This is a genomic window from Enterococcus sp. DIV1206 (assembly GCF_051712485.1).
GTDB lineage: Bacteria > Bacillota > Bacilli > Lactobacillales > Enterococcaceae > Enterococcus > Enterococcus faecalis.
In genome coordinates this window covers 1,908,315-1,925,272 of record NZ_JBIOOZ010000001.1, presented here as the reverse complement: position 1 = coordinate 1,925,272, position 16,958 = coordinate 1,908,315, and the positions used below count along the sequence as shown (strand labels likewise).

Sequence of the window (16,958 nt, the reverse complement as noted above, 5' to 3'; positions counted from 1 at the left end):
AGTTGACAAAAAACACAAACAGTCTTGTTTGTGTTTTTTTGTTTAATGTTCGTGTTTTATTTTTTAATAACCTTTTTCGAAAAAATATACGAACGTTCGGGTTTAAAAACGAACAAAAAGATGAAAATGTGTTGAAATATACGTTTTCCTTGCGTATACTGATGAAGTGAAAAAACGAACGAGGAGTGTACGAATGAACAAGAAAGTTCCTTATTTAATTGTGGCACCGGGGCTAGTACTATTATTATTTTTCTTAATGATTCCATTAATTACTAGCATTTTGCCAACCATTTTTACTGATCATGGCTTGACACTAAATCAGTATGTTACTTTTTTTAAAGATGACTATAATGTTTCAATTTTCTGGCGAACGATAAGAGTTTCGTTAATTGTGACGGGTATTTCAATTGTGTTGGGTATTCCAACGGCATACTTTATTGCTGGAGTTTCCAAAAAATGGCGTGGCTTTTTAATGGCTATGACCTTGTTTCCACTATTAACCAATTCAGTTATTCGAAATTTTGCTTGGATTAACATTTTAGGAAAAAACGGTGTAGTGAATACGTTGTTATTAAAAACAGGCTTAATTGAGCAACCGCTGAATTTATTGTATACAGAATTTGCAATTATTATCGGTTCAGTGTATTTATTTTTACCAACAATGATTATGACCTTAGTTGGGGTTATGGAAAACATTGAAGGAGAAATGCTAGAAGCGGCTGAGACGCTAGGCGCCAATCCAATGACGGCTTTTCGGAAAATTGTTTTACCTTTATCAATTCCAGGCACCATTGTAGGAAGTATATTAGTGTTTACAGGAACTTTAACGGCTTATACGACGCCACAGCTGTTAGGTGGTAACCAAAAAATGATGATGTCGACCTTCTTATATCAAAAGGCTAATACTTTAGGTGATTGGCAATCGGCGAGTGTTCTTGCATTTATTATGATTTTAACGACATTAATTGTGATGAAAGGCCTAGACATGGTCGCTAAGAAAGTAGATCGGAGAGAAGCAAATCATGCGTAAGCAAAAAGGACTATCTGTTATTGCAATTCTAGTTTTTCTGTTTTTATTTTTACCATTATGTTTGATTGTGGTGACTTCTTTTGGAACAGCCGCAGCGATTCAATTTCCGATTAAAGGATTTACTTTAGATTGGTACGCCAAAGCCTTACAATCGGAAACGTTTATGGACAGTTTTAAGTTAAGCTTGTTGATTGGGGTATTAGCGACTGTTTTAGCATTAATAGTAGGGATTCCGGCTTCCTATGCGCTGGCACGTTATTCCGTTCGTGGGCGCAACTTTATTAAAAGCTTTTTCTTATCCCCAACTGTGATTCCAGGAATTGTGGTCGGGTATACGTTATTTCAATATATTGTTATTAAATTAGGTTTGCCTGTCTTTCAAGGATTGTTAATGGGGCATTTTTTAATTAGTTTGCCTTATATTATTCGAGTGGTTGGATCAAGTATGGAACAACTAGATTATTCAATGGAAGAAGTAGCTTGGACATTAGGTTGTACAAGATTGCGAGCTTTCATTCAAATTGTTTTACCCAATGTGTCTTCAGGAATTTTTGCAGCCTTTATGTTAGCATTTGTCAATTCGTTTAACAATGTTCCTGTATCGATGTTTTTATCAGGTCCCGGTGTGACGATGCTGCCTACTTCTTTATTAAGTTATATGGAATACAATTATGATCCAACTGTTTCAGCAATTTCTGTATTGTTGATGCTACTAACAATGGGCTTAATGTTTTTAATTGAAAAAACGTTGGGACTAGCTTCCATTGCCTAAAACATGGAAGAAGCACGAGATAGAAAGAGGAGAAAATTTTGACTTTTGTGGATTTAAAAGATATTCGCGTCAGCTATGACGGAAAACAAGATATTTTAAAAGATTTAAATATTTCAATGGAAAAAGGAGAGTTAGTTTCTTTATTAGGACCGAGTGGTTGTGGTAAAACGACTACGCTAAGAGTGATTGCTGGATTAATTAAGCCAAACGACGGACAGTTTTTCGTTGACCAAGAAGAACTAACAAAGGTTCCTGTCCATAAAAGAAACTTCGGGATGGTTTTTCAAAGCTATGCGTTATTTCCCCATTTAACGATTGCAGAAAATGTCGCTTTTGGGCTGAAATTACGCAAAGAAAGCAAACAAACCATGGACCAAAAAGTCACGGAAATGCTAAAAGTATGTGGTTTAGAAAGCTTGGGCGACCGTTATCCAAAACAATTATCTGGTGGTCAAAGACAGCGGGTTGCGCTAGCACGTGCTCTGATTATCGAACCTAAACTATTACTACTGGATGAACCGTTGAGTAATTTAGATGCAAAATTACGAGTGGCAATGCGGATTGAAATCAAACGGATTCAACAACAATTAGGCATTACGACAGTTTTTGTCACACATGACCAAGAAGAATGTTTTTCTATTTCAGATAAAGTGGCCATTATGAATAATGGCGTGATTGAACAATATGATTCACCAGAAACGATTTATCGTTTGCCTCGTACTAAATTTGTCGCTGAATTTATCGGTTTTGAAAACTTTTTCTCTGTCGAAAAAATGGAAGCCGGTCATTATCGGACACAAACAAATCAAATAGTGAAAACGACTAATCCTGAACCAAATGTTACAACGACAGTGGCAACGATTCGTCCAGAGGACATTGAGATTGTTTCAGAAGCTGCTACTAATACTGTCGCAGGTACTGTCGCTGTCCGAACATTTTTAGGGAAAAGCTATCAATATGAAGTGGAAACAGCGTTAGGTACATTGCTGGTTAATGGAACAAGTGAACAGTTATATGAAACAAACGAAACCATTCACTTGGCTTTTCCAGCTGAGAAATTAGTTATTTTAGAAAAATAAAAACCATTTTGGAGGAAGATTTAAAAATGAAAAAACGCGTAATTTTAGGGACATTAGTCGCTGCAACGTTATTAATGACTGCTTGTGGAAACAGCGAAGCAACTACGAAAAGCGAGAGCAAAGGTGGAAGTAATGCTTTAGTCGTTTCAACTTTCGGATTAAGTGAAGATATTGTCAAAAAAGACATCATCGCTCCATTTGAAAAAGAGAATGAAGCGAAAGTTACCTTAGAAGTAGGCAATAGCGCAGACCGCTTTACGAAATTAAAAAATAATCCCAATGCGGGAATTGATGTCATTGAATTAGCACAAGCAAATGCAGCACAAGGTGGAAAAGAAGGGTTATTTGAAAAAATTACAGAAAAAGAGGTACCTAATTTAAGTCAGTTAACGCCGGGAGCAAAAGAGGTTTTTGAAAGTGGTGCTGGCGTACCAATCGCTGTAAACAGTATCGGGATTGTTTACAACAAAGAAAAATTAGGCAAAGAAATTAAAAACTGGGATGACTTATGGTCAGCTGATTTGAAAGGTAAAATTTCTGTTCCAGATGTTGCCACGACGGCAGGTCCTTTAATGTTATACGTTGCCAGTGAACATGCTGGTCAAGATATTACAAAAGATAACGGGAAGGCCGCTTTTGAAGCGATGAAAGAATTAAAACCAAACGTTGTTAAAACGTATTCAAAATCGTCAGACTTAGCTAATATGTTCCAATCTGGTGAAATTGAAGCAGCTGTGGTTGCTGATTTTGCGGTTGATATTATTCAAGGCGCAGCAGAAAACGTGACGTATGTCGTTCCAGAAAGCGGCACGTATGCCAACTATAATACAGTCAATATTCCTAAAAAAGCACAAAACAAAGAAACCGCCTTTAAATTTGTTAATGCACGGATTAGTGAAGAATCACAAAAGGCCAAAGCGATTTCATTAAATGAAGGACCTACAAATCAACAAGTAACGCTAAGCGAAAAAGAAGCGAAAAATAAAACATATGGTGCCATTGCCGAACGTGCCAAAACAGTCGATTTTAATTTTATTAATAGTCAACTAGCGGATTGGATTGATCAATGGAACCGGACGATGAATCAATAGTTTTAGAAAAGAGGGACAAAATGAACGTCGATGTATTACTAAAAAATGTGTGGCTGTATCAAACAGTCACTCAAACATTCGTTCAACGAAATGTTGCGATTAAAAATGATAAATTTTATTACATTTATGAAGAAGAGAACGTCAATTTGCAGCCCCAAAAAACAATTAATGCCGAGAATCAATGGATGATTCCCGGCTTAATTGATGCACACATGCATATTGAAAGTTCCATGACGACACCTACTATTTTTTCCAAAGCAGTAGTGCGTTACGGTGTGACAACGGTGATTGCCGATGCCCATGAAATGGCTAATGTATTTGGCTTAGAAGGCTTAAAAGCTTTTATGGCCGCTGAAACAGAACTAGATATCTTTCACGCAATTCCTTCTTCGGTTCCTTCGACCACTCCCGAATTAGAAACAACTGGTGGGATTATCGGCTTAGCAGAAGTAGCAGAATTACTCAAAGAACCAAAAGTGATTTGTTTAGGGGAAGCCATGAATTTTAAAGGGATTTCCTATGAGCCAGATTCTTTAATTCGTCAAATTATCGATTTGTGCCAAAAACAACGACCAACCATGCCTTTAGAAGGCCACTGTCCTAAAATCGAAGATCAAGAGTTAGCAGATTTTCTATATAGTGGTATCACTTCAGATCATACCCATCAATTTCCTAAAACGTTAAAAGAAAAAATTGAAGCGGGCGTCTTTATTCAATTTCAAAATAAATCAATCACTCCTGAAAACATTCAGGTGATAGTAGACAATGACTTCTACAATTATGCAAGTATTATCACGGATGACGTGATGGCTGATGATTTGCTAAAAGGTCATCTAAATGAAAATGTCAAAAAAGCCGTTCAAGCAGGGTTGCCTATCGAAAAAGCCATTTATATGGCAACTTATACGCCGGCCAAACGAATGGGTCTCCATGATCGTGGCGAAATTGCACCTGGTAAAAAAGCTGACTTTTTGTTATTAAATGACTTAGAAAGTTTTGATATTACTACGGTTTATAAATCTGGAAAGGTCGTTTTTGAAAAAGGCGAGCCCTTCCATTATCCAGAAAAAATCGAAGAGTTTCCAGCCGCTTACCAACAAACCATCCAATGTAAAAAGTTAACAGAAGAAGATTTACTTTTAAAGGTGGCTACAACAAAAGAAACAGTTCGTTGTAATGTGATTCAAAAACAAGAGATTGGCACATTTACAGAGCGAATTACAAAAGAAATTCCTGTTGAAAATGGGTTGTTGCAATGGCAAAAAGCCAACTGTGCCTTATTAATTGTGATGGAACGTTACGGAAAAAATGGTAATATTTCTTTTTCTTTAATGGATCAACCCCTTTCCGAGAAAGGAGCCATTGCGACAACCTGGGCCCATGATCATCATAATTTAATGGTGATGGGTAATACGATTGAGGATATTCTGTTAGCGCAGAATGAATTATTAGCGATGCAAGGCGGCTATTTGGTTGCTTCGGATCAGCAAGTGATGGCAACTTGTCCTTTACCAATTGGTGGGATTTTATCGCAAGCACCGATTGAACAATTAGGCGCTTCTTTACAAAAAGTCCGACAAGCTATGCAAGCGTTAGGTTATCAAAATATGAATGAAATCATGTCCTTTTCTACACTATCATTACCTGTCTCGCCAGCCATTAAAGTGACAGATTTTGGGATGATGGATACGAAGTCACAACGTTTCTATCCATTAGTTTTTCCAGAGGATGGAGTTCTTTTGCATGAAAACACTCATTAAAAATGTGCATATACTAACAATGGATGAGCAATTTTCAGAAATCAAAGCCGGCTATTTAGTGATTGAAGAAGACACAATTGTGGAATTAGCATCAATGACCACACTTGATGAAAAGCGAGTGGCTGCAAATCAAGTAATCGATGGCCAAAACGGAATTTTAATACCTGGGATGATTAACACCCATACCCATGTAGGCATGATTCCATTTCGTTCGTTAGGGGACGATGTGCCAGATCGACTCCGGCGTTTTCTTTTTCCATTAGAACAATTCATGACAAAAGAATTAGTAGGATGCAGTAGTGATTATGCAATTGCTGAAATGTTACTGAGTGGTATTACGAGCTTTTGTGATATGTATTATTTTGAAGATGAAATTGCTAAAAGTTGCGAAAAAATGAGTGTTCGCGCTTTGCTCGGAGAAACGATTATTGACATGCCCACTTGTGATAGTCCGGAACCTTCAGGCGGTCTTTTTTACGCGGAAACCTTTATTCGCAAGTGGCAAGGACATCCGTTGATTACGCCTATGCTTGCGCCACATGCACCAAATACCAACTCACCAGAAGTGTTAGCAAAAATTATTGAACTTAGTCGGCGATACCAAGTTCCTGTGACCATGCACGTTGCTGAAATGACTTATGAAATGGCTGAGTTTGAAAAAGCCTATCAAAAAACACCAATTGCTTTCTTAGAAGAACTGGGTTATTTGAGCGAGCCGTTTATTTTAGCGCATTGTATTTTGGCAACAGATGAAGATCTTGCGAGTTTAGCTGCTACTAATGGAAAAGCGCGTGTCGCTCATTGTATCGGTGCGAATACTAAATCAGCCAAAGGCGTAGCGCCGATTAAGCAAATGCTTGATCAAGGGATTATTGTCGGTTTAGGCACGGATGGACCTAGTAGTGGGAATACATTAGATTTATTCACCCAAATGCGCATGGTTGCGAATTTTCATAAGACAGCACACCAAGATCGCTCCTTGTTTCCTGCGAAAGAAATTGTTTATCTGGCAACGATGGGGGGCGCTAAAACGTTAGGCTTGGCGGAGCAAGTCGGCTCATTGGAAGTGGGCAAAAAAGCGGATATAGCATTAATTGAAACGCAATCAGTTAATATGTTTCCGATTTTTGATGCCTATTCAGCATTGGTTTATTCAGCAAATGCTAGCAATGTTGAAGCCGTTTGGGTGAACGGTCAACAGTTAGTTGCCAATAAAGAATTACAACAAGCTAATCTCAAAGAAATCAAGGAAAAATTATATCAGGCCATGAATACGTTTGTGAAAGAAGCTAAAAAGAGAGCTGCTCTCTAAACAGAGCAAGTAGGACGTATCGGATTGATTAAATAACGCTGGATTGACGTTTAGTGATTCAGGTTCTAATAGAGCGCAGACAAACTTTTAATGAAAGAGTTGTCTGTGTTCTTTTTTGTTATAAACATTTTTCTTTTTCTATATATATTTTTAAGGTAAGTTGTATTATAGTAAGTTTGAGAAGATGAGAATGAGAGGAAAAGCAATGAATATACAACGGTTTATAGAAAAACGCAAAGCACGTGGTTTGTCGCAAAGTGAATTGGCTAAAGGGATTTGTACGCAAGTTACGGTTAGTCGCTTTGAAAAGAATGGTCAAGTCCCAACTTTAAAAATATTAATCCAACTATGTAATCGTTTAGAGCTACCTTTGGGGGAACTCTTCCCGCGCGTAGGGATTAAACAACCTGAAATTCTTGAAAAAATGGAAGAAGCAGAATTCTTCTTGATTACCAGCGAACATGACCAATTGCAAACAATTTTAAAAAATATTCCTTTTGATGAAATCAAAGATTCCCAACTGTTATTAGAATATTATTATTTACAAGGCTTTGTCATGATTTTTCAAAATGCTTCGTTGATGGATTGCTTATTTACCTTTGAAAAACTTCTGTTTGAAGAGCAAAAATACACGAGCGATATTTACCGTTTGTTAGCTTTTACTGGAATTGGCATGGCCTATGCCAAAGAAGGCGAAATTGAGAAAGCCGAATTTTATTTCAATAAGGTCTTCAAGGAAATTTATCTCTATACTATTCAATCAATGGAAGATACTTGGCGAGTATTAAATGTTGTCTTTCACTGTGGTGTTTTTTATGCAGAAAAAGGCGATTTAGAAACAAGTGATGCTTTGTTAGAGTATGCGATTTCCATCTGTTCTGATAATCACGTCACGTATTATTTGGCAAGAGCAGCTTTCCAACTTGCGAAAAATGCCTTAGCTGAAGAAAAGCCGCAAGAGCAAATTTTAGAACTACTACAAGATGCCCGCGCGTATGCAAAAATCAATAAAAACCGCATCTTGTTGGAAGCAATTCAAACATTGAAAGAAACAATTTTATCTAAGGAGAATTAGTTTATATAGAAAATTATATATTTATTTTAAAAATATAATAAAAAAAGCGTTTTTTAAAAGAGTTAAAGACACGTTACGACCTTAAATGAAAATTTTAAGGTCGTTATTTTATATAAAAAAATATATAAACGACTTGACTGGCATCAAATAAAGGCGTATGATTCATTTGTGAATAAATGTGAAATAAAACACAATCTTTCGTGGAGAGGAAGTCTTGAGGTGCAACAAAGTCAAACTATTTATTTGATGGGCACAGTAATAGATGTATTTGTAGACCATGAAGAACCTGAAAAAATTCTAGAAGAAGTGCATCAACGATTGATCACTTATGAACAACGCTTTAGTGCAAATGATTCAACTTCGGAACTGATGGCTGTCAATCAACAAGCTGGGCAAAAACCAGTCAGCGTTCATCCAGAGTTGTATCAATTAATTGCATTAGGGAAAAAGCATAGTTGTGATCCAGCTAGTCATTTGAATGTTACCATTGGCCCACTAGTTCAAACGTGGCGAATCGGTTTTAAAGATGCCCGTGTCCCGTCAGAAGAGGAAATTAAAGCCTGTTTGAAAAAAATTAATCCAGAAAAGATTCACTTAAATCCATTAAAACAAACGGTTTTTTTGGAAGAAGAAGGAATGAAATTAGATCTGGGGGCTTTAGCAAAGGGCTATATCGCTGATTTACTAATTGCCTATTTGAAAGAAGTCCATGTGACGTCTGCTTTGATTAATCTGGGCGGCAATATTGTGACGTTGGGGCCCTCTACGCATCAAAACAAAAAATGGCGAATTGGTATTCGCAATCCGCAAGAATCCAGAGAAACAATCAGCTTACTTGTCGAAGTGGTTAATCAATCGGTTGTGACGTCGGGCATTTATGAAAGAAGTTTAACCGAAGCTGGGCGAGTCTATCACCATTTGTTGGATCCGACAACCGGATACCCATTGGAAACTGAAATGGCCAGCATCACAATTATCTCGGATGCTTCAGTGGATGGTGAGATTTGGACAACGCGTTTATTTGGTTATCCAATTCCAGAAGCGCTTGAAATCCTCAATCAACTAGATGGGATTGAAGGAGTCATCATTACACAAGACCAGCAAATTTTATATAGCAGCGGGTTAGCAGATACTCTTCACATTATCCATTCATAGAACCGAAAAAGAAAGGACAGCTCATTATGAAAAAAATTATCGGCTTAGTAGGAACGAACTCAGAGCAATCAACCAATCGTCAACTTTTGCAATTTATGCAACACTATTTTGCGCAGGAGGCTGACATTGAACTAGTTGAAATTGTTGACTTTCCTATGTTTAACAAGCCAGAAGACAAAGTTTTGCCAGAAATAGTTAAAACGGTTGCTGAAAAAATTGAAGCAGCAGATGGCGTCATTATCAGTACGCCTGAATATGACCATGCGGTGCCGGCTTCTTTGATGAATGCCCTAAGTTGGTTATCTTACGGGATTTTTCCGTTTGTTGATAAACCAGTTATGATTACTGGTGCATCCTATGGCACGTTAGGTTCCTCTAGAGCACAAGCGCATCTGCGTCAAATTTTAGATGCTCCTGAATTGAAAGCACGAATTATGCCAAGCTCTGAATTTCTATTAGCGCATTCCTTACAAGCTTTTGATGAAAACAATGCGTTAAAAGATTCAGAACAAATAGATAAACTAGCTGGTTTGTTTGCAGATTTTTGTGTATTTATTGAAATTACAGAACAGCTGAAACATGCGCATGCGCAAAATAAAAAAGAAGCAGAAAATTTCTCATGGGAAACGATTTAACGAAATGGAGTGAATAAAATGAAATTAATTGGGATCGTCGGATCAAACGCTGATTCTTCTTATAATCGGTTACTACTGCAATATATTGGCAAAGAGTTTTATAAAATGTTCGACTTGGAAATTTTAGAAATTAAAGATATTCCAATGTTTAATCAAAGTAAGGATCAAACGAACAGTGTCTTGATTCAGAATATGAATCGCAAAATTTTACAAGCAGACGGCGTAATTATTGCGACGCCCGAACATAACCATACCATTCCTGCCGGTTTGAAAAGTGTGTTAGAATGGTTATCATTCAAAATTCATCCGCTGGAAAATAAACCAGTAATGATTGTTGGTTGCTCTTATTATGATCAAGGAACCTCGCGTGCGCAATTACATCTCCGTCAAATTCTTGATGCACCTGGTGTCAATGCAATCGTGATGCCTGGGAACGAGTTTTTATTAGGGAAAGCTAAAGAAGCATTTGATGAAAACGGCAACTTAATTGCGGAGGGAACACGTCAATTTTTAGAAAGCACATTACAAAAATTCGTGGAATTCATTGATGTGATTTCAAAATTAGAAGGAGCTAAGCCAAAAGACTTACCTGAGGATTTACATGCAAAAGGAACCATTGAAACAACGATCGAAGGGGTTGATATGGCAGCAGATGATTGGGTAGAACAAGCAGCAGAAGCGGTTCAGGCTGTGGAAGGCGACACATATGTAAAATTAGATCGAGGCATTTTAACCGTAGATCAGCTAAATTATTTCTTAAAATCAATGCCAATGGAATTGACTTATGCAGACAGTAACAATCAATTTTTATATTACAATAAAAAAATGGCTGCTGAAGAAATGTTTGCTAAACGGCAACCAGGACAAGTTGGTAATCCATTAGCGAATTGCCATCCGCCAAAAGCATTGAAAAATGTAGAATGGGTGATTCAACAATTACGGTCAGGAAAAACAGAGGCTATTCGCGTTCATGTTCCAATGCACGGACCAGATACCTATGTAGTGCATAACTATCAAGCGATGTATGATGATAATGGAAATTACGCGGGAATTAATGAGTATATTTTAGACTTTAAACCAATTGTTGATTGGTATTTAAAACAAACAGGGCAAGAATTAGTCGGTGGAAAAAACGTCGATGCAGTCAGTGGTGTCTCCAAAAAAGAAGCGCCAGAAACGGCAGATAGTGTCTCAAGTGCATCAGTCCATGAAGAAGAGTCAGCGACCGAAAAGCCAACAGTTGACAGCGTTTCTAGCGCTTCAATTAAAGAGTAAAATAACAGCAAAAAATAGCGGCAACAAGTAGTCATACTGTATTCAGATTAGCAATGCCAAATGAGGACTTTTATTGACAGAAGCTGATACTTAAAAGAGTAAGAACTTTATAGGAAGATAGTATAGAAGACGAACCAAAAGTTTCAATCATTTTTGACGAATAGGCTAGAAAAGAAACAGAAAATTAGTCAAACAAATCAGCTTTTCTTTAAATTTAAAGTAAAAAAATAACAAAAAAAGCCTCCTTGGTGACGCAAGGGGGCTTTTTTTGGTTAAAATAATACTTTTCTATGAAGATTCCTAAATATTGAAAGAATCATTTTTAAATTTGTGGAAAAAATAAGCAAGATTGACACTCACGTCTTGTTAAAAAAATAGATACTTAAGGCGTGATAGTTTGGAGTTGAAAATGTGACTACTTTGTTAGATGAATTATTAGACCAAGAATTCCGAGATAAATTACTTATTTATCAAACTTTTATGAATAGTGAAGGTCCATTATTAAAAGAAGAATTTTATGGATATTTTGATTTATCCACTCAAAAGTTAGAATCGTTGTGCCGTCAAATAAATTATGAATGTACACAGATTTCTTCAAGGAGTCAAATTCTTTTTCCAGCTAAAGGACTGATTAGTGCGCAAAAATTATCGCAAATTGATTATCAAGCCTTAAGAAAATATTATTTTGATCAATCACTAATGGCCAAGTTGCTTCTTGATGTGGGCCTCTATCAAAAGCACACGATTCAAGAATTTTCTCAAATTCATTTTATGAGCAAAAGCAAAATTTATGCCTTCTCGTATAAACTAAATCTGATTTTAGCTAATTGGCATATTAAATTAAAGTCAACAGGCTTGGTTGGAGAAGAGAAAAATATCCGAAGTTTTTGTTTTCAATGCTTGTATTATTTTTATGGAAGTAATCAAGAAAGGCTGCCTAACATTTTGCTGGAAAATAGTCCTGGCATTAAACGATTTATAAACGATTTACAACTGATGTATCAAAGAACGTTTAGTCTTAATCAAAGCGCACAACTATTTATTCTTTTAACGATCCAACGTTTTCGTGTATTTTCTGATCATGTAGTGGACTCTTTTACGGAAGTTCATGTGCCTAGCTGTTTACAGCACGCATTTGAAAAAATTTATACAAGCGAAACCCCTCTTTTTAAAGAGGATTTTGGCAAAGAGACTTCATATATTTTTCTTTTTTTAAGTTTAAATGAATACATTGATAGTCCGATTGTTTTTCCAGATAAGTTAACCATGTTAGACGAATTTATTGATCATATGAATAGTGTTATTCCTTTCTTTGAAAAGCGAATTACGGTGGAAACAAAAGAAAAATTAAAGTTGATTTGTTATCGCTGGGACCGCCTATACTTTTCGGTGGCTGCATTTATTCCCGCCAAGCAGAGCAGTTTCTTTGAAGAGCGGTTTCCTCAAATTCATCGCGCCTTAGATGGTTTTATACAAAAGACAGAGTCGCTGTATCAAAAACGATTTTTAATGTATGAACGCGTGCATCTATATTATGATTTTATGTTTTGTTTGTTAAATGATCGGTCTTTTTGCGCAATTGAAAAAACGATTCATGTATTTGTTGATTTTTCTGGTGGGGAGGATTATAACCGCTTTATTGCAAAAATTATTGCTTCTTTCAATTATATGGATGTCATGATTGATCACAAATTAACCTTAGAAACCGATTTGTATTTGTCCGATTTTTATAGTTCGAAAGTACGGTGTCGTCAATTGACATGGCGTCATTTGCCGGAAACAAAAGATTGGCAAGTATTTGCTGAGGTAGTCAGAGAACTAAGAAAGGGAGAGACTCAGAAAAATGAGCACTATGGGAGAGACCCAATCGAGATGTGGCGAGAACAAGAATACGAAGGATAGTCAATTGAGACAAGCAGGTAACTATAAAGATTTAACTGGTCAAAAGTTTGGTGAGTTGACAGTAGTAGCACCAACGGCAAAAAGAAAAGAAGGGCTGATTGTTTGGGCCTGTCGCTGTTCTTGTGGGAGCTATGCAGAAGCTTCAAGAAGACAACTAATTCGTGGGTATCGAACGAAATGTGCTCACCATCGCTATCAAACAATGTTGAAAAAAAACTATCATGAATTAGTCGTGGTACGGATTGAAAGTATTCAACAGACAATGAAAGCGTATTGTCTGTGTTCGTGCGGACAATCTTGCTGGGTTCGCTGTGAAAATTTGTTGAATGGCCATACCAAAAGTTGCGGTCATCGTAAAAAGAAGGATTACCGACAAAGAGTTGCTGGCGTAATTCCAGGGAAGTTACAAAGTAAACGCCCCAAAAATAATAGCAGTGGACACAAAGGAGTGAGCCAGACCGCTTCTGGGAAATGGCTGGCTTATATCTCTTTGAAAGGCAAGCGCCATAACTTAGGTATCTTTACGAAAAAAAGTGAAGCAATTTTAGCAAGAAAATTAGCAGAACGTCGTCTATTTCAACCAATTTTACAACAAGAAATAGTGACTACAAATAAGGAAGTTTAGCGACAGAGAGGATGCGAAAGATGTTAGCAGGCTTATTTTCAGTAACTGGAATGATTTTATTGGGGATTTTATTTTGCTTAATTGGTTATCAAACGTTTCGAAAACATCATCATTAAGAGAAGAATGTTCTAGCTAGATAATTTCATCGACAGATGAAATTATCTAGCTTTTTTTATAAAAAAGCTAAGAAAAGGATAAGAGATTGTGGAAATTCTTTAGGTTGTTTAACAAAGCCTTAATTTCCTTTGTTTTAGATTGTGGTTAAGAAGATTTTTCTCTATACTAAGTCTTCGGAAATCAGAGAAAAGAAAGGAGCGAGTGATGTGGTTAAAAAAATTGGTTTAAGTATAATGCTCTTATTTTTTTTCTTAATTATCGCACTCCCAATCTATGCGTGGAAGATTGAGCCGAATTTAGTTCACGTTAATCAGGTGACTTTGGGAAAGAAAAATCAACGAGAACCATTAAATGTTGTGCAACTTTCGGATATACAAGTTTCAGAATTTTATGAGACGAAGCGGTTAGATAAAGTCATAAAAAAAGTCAATCGTGAAAAACCAGATATTATCGTTTTTACAGGTGATTTATTTGACAATTATGCCAAAAATCCGCAACAAAAAGAACCGATGATTGAAAAATTAAAACAGTTGCAAGCGACAATTGGAAAATATGCAGTTTGGGGAAATCATGATTACGGTGGCGGTGCTTCTGCGGTGTATGATGAAGTCATGGAGGCCAGTGGCTTTACCGTTATGAAAAACCAAGGAGAAACAGTAACCTTAGCAGATGGACGCCGTCTTTTTATTGGTGGTTTAGATGACTCGTTATTAGGAAATCCTTCCGTTTCAGAAACATTATCCTATCGAGAAACGTATGACTATGCGTTATTAATGACCCATGAACCAGATGTCGCGGATGCATTTGTTGGTACGGGTACACAGTTAGTTTTAGCAGGACATAGCCATGGCGGACAAATTTGGATTCCTTTTTATCCAATCACAAATGTTTTAGCAGAAAAGTATACCAGAGGATTGTATCAGTTGGACCAAGAAACGCAACTATATGTTAATACAGGCCTAGGAACGACCGCCATTCATGCCCGTTTTGGGGTGATCCCTGAAATTACACATTTTACTATCTATATTTAAAAAGTCTGGTCAATCCGACCAGACTTTTTTCTGTTATTTAACAGAATTATTTTTAAGAAAAAGATGTTCATATTTTGGTGAAACGTTTCTATAAAATGCTTTAAAATATCTAGAAAAGAGTATTTTTATGGAAAAAGAAGTAGGGGAAATAATTTCTTTGTAAATGGTCTATAGCGCTTTTTAATGCTGTTATTTTTAAATAAAACCATAATGTAAGGGTTTACAACCGTTCGAAGTGAATGTATAATCTGTTTGTAGAAACGTTTCACTAAAAAGAAAGGAACCCTGCTTATGAAAAAACTAAAAAAGTTTTATGATCAGCGGCAATTGCATTGGATGGTACTTCCGGGTGTAGCATTCATGATTGTCTTTAACTACATTCCAATTTATGGAATTATCATTGCTTTTAAAAATTATACGATTGTTGATACGGTTTCTTCTGCACCATGGGTTGGACTTGAAAATTTTCGAATCATTATGGAAGATAGTTTTTTTTGGGAAGCAGTTCGTAATACCTTAGCGATTAGTTTAATGAAACTTTTTTTAGGATTCGCTATTCCGATTATCTTAGCGGTAATGATTTTTGAAATGAGAGATGGACATTTAAAAAAAGTGATTCAGACGATTTCTTATATTCCGCACTTTTTTTCTTGGATCGTTTTAGGCGGGATGTTGATTTCGTGGCTTTCAACAAATGGCTTTATCAACCAAGTCATGATGTCGTTAGGCTTAATGAATCAGGGCGTCAATCATTTGTTAGATCCTGATAAGTATTGGTGGATTGCTGTTCTTTCTGATTTGTGGAAAGAAGTAGGTTGGGGCACGATTCTCTATCTTGCTGGCATGTCTCGTATTGATCCAACGTTTTATGAAGCGGCGAGAATTGATGGTGCTTCAAAATTAACACAAATCCGAACGATTACTTTGCCCTTATTAGCACCGATTATTTCGTTGAACTTAATTCTAAATGTTAGCGGTTTATTGGGATCGAACTTAGATCAAACGTTGGTTTTAATGAATGCTCAAAACCAAAACAAATCAGAAGTAATTAATTCATTTGTTTATCGTATGGGGCTAACGCAAGGGGACTTTTCTTATGCGACGGCAGTTGGTTTAGGGATTTCTGTTATTTCAATTGTTTTATTAGTCATTACAGATCGCATTACTAGAAAAATGAACAATGGTCGGTCGGTTATTTTATAAAGGAGGCAACAGCTGTGATTAAAAGAAAATCAAAAGAAAACAAATGGTTTTACTTTTTCAATACGTTAATTCTTGTGTTGTTTTCTTTATTAATTATCGTGCCAATTTGGAATATTTTAGTTTCCTCAGTTTCGTCAAGTTCGGGTTTAGCCGGTAAAGGCTTGGTTTTATGGCCGAAAGGATTTACGCTAGAAAATTATCGGAAAGTTTTTTCGGATAGTAGCATTCCGCGAGCGTTTTTGATTTCTGTTTTAAAAACAGTCATCGGTGCGTCGACGCATACACTGTTCTGTGCGATTGTTGCCTATGGACTTAGTAAATCTAGACTAGTCGGGCGTAACATTTATACAACGATGGGTGTTATTACAATGTACTTTGGTGGGGGCATGATTCCCACGTATCTTTTGATTAAGTCATTAGGACTCTTAGATACCTTCTGGGTATATATCATTCCAGCTTTATTTAGCTATTATGATGTAGTTATCTTAATGAACTTTTTCCGAGAAATTCCACCATCTTTAGAAGAATCCGCCAAAATAGACGGCGCCAGTGAGTTTCAAATTTTTTATAAAATCTTTTTACCTTTAACAAAACCGGCATTAGCCACCATTATTTTATTTAATGGGGTTGGTCAATGGAATGACTTTATGACCACGAAATTATACATTACCAAAGAATATTTGTATCCATTGCAGATGAAAATTTATGAAATTATTGTTCAATCAAACTTGAGTACCATGACAGAGAGCGGCAGTACAGATATGGTGGTGCAGGCAACGACACGTGGTGTTCAGCTGGCAACAATTGTCATTACAACGATACCAATTTTAATCATTTATCCATTACTACAAAAACACTTTATCGGCGGTATGATGGCCGGTGCAGTAAAAGAATAA

15 protein-coding genes are annotated in these 16,958 nt (G+C 36.5%); all 15 read left to right on the top strand.

Annotation, left to right across the window (positions count from 1 at the left end; genetic code table 11):
- The first annotated feature begins 193 nt into the window (after positions 1 to 193).
- The 15 genes from IGK86_RS09360 (at position 194) to IGK86_RS09290 (ending at position 16,958) form a co-directional block, all read left to right on the top strand.
- Positions 194 to 1,030, top strand: coding sequence for an ABC transporter permease (locus tag IGK86_RS09360; protein ID WP_438742370.1), 837 nt, complete (start codon positions 194 to 196; stop codon positions 1,028 to 1,030).
- On the top strand, positions 1,023 to 1,802 hold the full coding sequence (locus IGK86_RS09355) for an ABC transporter permease (RefSeq protein ID WP_002357916.1): 780 nt from the start codon (positions 1,023 to 1,025) through the stop codon (positions 1,800 to 1,802). Before IGK86_RS09360 ends, IGK86_RS09355 begins: the two co-directional genes overlap by 8 nt.
- 38 nt (positions 1,803 to 1,840) lie before the next feature.
- Entirely contained in the window at positions 1,841 to 2,881 is a 1,041-nt protein-coding gene (locus tag IGK86_RS09350) for an ABC transporter ATP-binding protein (protein ID WP_002384674.1), read from the top strand.
- A 26-nt stretch (positions 2,882 to 2,907) separates the two neighbouring features.
- Positions 2,908 to 3,972: an ABC transporter substrate-binding protein gene (locus IGK86_RS09345; RefSeq protein ID WP_002357914.1), complete on the top strand. Its 1,065-nt coding sequence runs from the start codon at positions 2,908 to 2,910 to the stop codon at positions 3,970 to 3,972.
- Positions 3,948 to 5,732 (top strand): adenine deaminase, encoded by a 1,785-nt coding sequence (locus tag IGK86_RS09340; protein ID WP_016617215.1) that lies wholly within the window; start codon positions 3,948 to 3,950, stop codon positions 5,730 to 5,732. The genes IGK86_RS09345 and IGK86_RS09340 overlap by 25 nt, the downstream gene beginning before the upstream one ends.
- Positions 5,716 to 7,044 carry an amidohydrolase gene (locus IGK86_RS09335; protein WP_016617216.1) on the top strand — a complete coding sequence of 443 codons (1,329 nt, stop codon included), beginning with the start codon at positions 5,716 to 5,718 and terminating at the stop codon, positions 7,042 to 7,044. The genes IGK86_RS09340 and IGK86_RS09335 overlap by 17 nt, the downstream gene beginning before the upstream one ends.
- Before the next feature lie 184 nt (positions 7,045 to 7,228).
- Entirely contained in the window at positions 7,229 to 8,119 is an 891-nt protein-coding gene (locus IGK86_RS09330) for a helix-turn-helix domain-containing protein (protein ID WP_002385979.1), read from the top strand.
- Positions 8,120 to 8,338: 219 nt separating this feature from the next.
- A complete protein-coding gene (locus IGK86_RS09325) occupies positions 8,339 to 9,274 on the top strand; it encodes an FAD:protein FMN transferase (RefSeq protein WP_438742367.1) in 936 nt (311 codons plus the stop codon).
- A 26-nt stretch (positions 9,275 to 9,300) separates the two neighbouring features.
- Entirely contained in the window at positions 9,301 to 9,909 is a 609-nt protein-coding gene (locus tag IGK86_RS09320) for an NADPH-dependent FMN reductase (RefSeq protein WP_002357907.1), read from the top strand.
- A gap of 18 nt (positions 9,910 to 9,927) precedes the next feature.
- Positions 9,928 to 11,184, top strand: a complete 1,257-nt coding sequence (locus IGK86_RS09315; protein ID WP_438742364.1) for an NAD(P)H-dependent oxidoreductase — start codon at positions 9,928 to 9,930, stop codon at positions 11,182 to 11,184.
- A gap of 411 nt (positions 11,185 to 11,595) precedes the next feature.
- The gene (locus IGK86_RS09310) at positions 11,596 to 13,086 is read left to right on the top strand and encodes a helix-turn-helix domain-containing protein (protein ID WP_016617218.1); all 1,491 of its coding nucleotides are present in this window, start codon (positions 11,596 to 11,598) and stop codon (positions 13,084 to 13,086) included.
- The gene (locus IGK86_RS09305) at positions 13,037 to 13,711 is read left to right on the top strand and encodes an AP endonuclease (protein ID WP_016617219.1); all 675 of its coding nucleotides are present in this window, start codon (positions 13,037 to 13,039) and stop codon (positions 13,709 to 13,711) included. Before IGK86_RS09310 ends, IGK86_RS09305 begins: the two co-directional genes overlap by 50 nt.
- A gap of 257 nt (positions 13,712 to 13,968) precedes the next feature.
- Positions 13,969 to 14,859 carry a metallophosphoesterase gene (locus IGK86_RS09300; protein ID WP_016617220.1) on the top strand — a complete coding sequence of 297 codons (891 nt, stop codon included), beginning with the start codon at positions 13,969 to 13,971 and terminating at the stop codon, positions 14,857 to 14,859.
- Positions 14,860 to 15,150: 291 nt separating this feature from the next.
- Positions 15,151 to 16,062 (top strand): ABC transporter permease, encoded by a 912-nt coding sequence (locus tag IGK86_RS09295; protein ID WP_002382199.1) that lies wholly within the window; start codon positions 15,151 to 15,153, stop codon positions 16,060 to 16,062.
- Positions 16,063 to 16,076: 14 nt separating this feature from the next.
- Positions 16,077 to 16,958, top strand: coding sequence for a carbohydrate ABC transporter permease (locus IGK86_RS09290; RefSeq protein ID WP_002357901.1), 882 nt, complete (start codon positions 16,077 to 16,079; stop codon positions 16,956 to 16,958).

Excerpts from the sequence above, each read along its gene's own strand:
- IGK86_RS09360 (WP_438742370.1), top strand. The coding sequence starts at position 194 with ATGAACAAGAAAGTTCCTTATTTAATTGTGGCACCGGGGCTAGTACTA.
- IGK86_RS09355 (WP_002357916.1), top strand. The coding sequence starts at position 1,023 with ATGCGTAAGCAAAAAGGACTATCTGTTATTGCAATTCTAGTTTTTCTG.
- IGK86_RS09345 (WP_002357914.1), top strand. The coding sequence starts at position 2,908 with ATGAAAAAACGCGTAATTTTAGGGACATTAGTCGCTGCAACGTTATTA.
- IGK86_RS09340 (WP_016617215.1), top strand. The coding sequence starts at position 3,948 with ATGGAACCGGACGATGAATCAATAGTTTTAGAAAAGAGGGACAAAATG.
- IGK86_RS09335 (WP_016617216.1), top strand. The coding sequence starts at position 5,716 with ATGAAAACACTCATTAAAAATGTGCATATACTAACAATGGATGAGCAA.
- IGK86_RS09330 (WP_002385979.1), top strand. The coding sequence starts at position 7,229 with ATGAGAATGAGAGGAAAAGCAATGAATATACAACGGTTTATAGAAAAA.
- IGK86_RS09320 (WP_002357907.1), top strand. The coding sequence starts at position 9,301 with ATGAAAAAAATTATCGGCTTAGTAGGAACGAACTCAGAGCAATCAACC.
- IGK86_RS09315 (WP_438742364.1), top strand. The coding sequence starts at position 9,928 with ATGAAATTAATTGGGATCGTCGGATCAAACGCTGATTCTTCTTATAAT.
- IGK86_RS09305 (WP_016617219.1), top strand. The coding sequence starts at position 13,037 with ATGGGAGAGACCCAATCGAGATGTGGCGAGAACAAGAATACGAAGGAT.
- IGK86_RS09295 (WP_002382199.1), top strand. The coding sequence starts at position 15,151 with ATGAAAAAACTAAAAAAGTTTTATGATCAGCGGCAATTGCATTGGATG.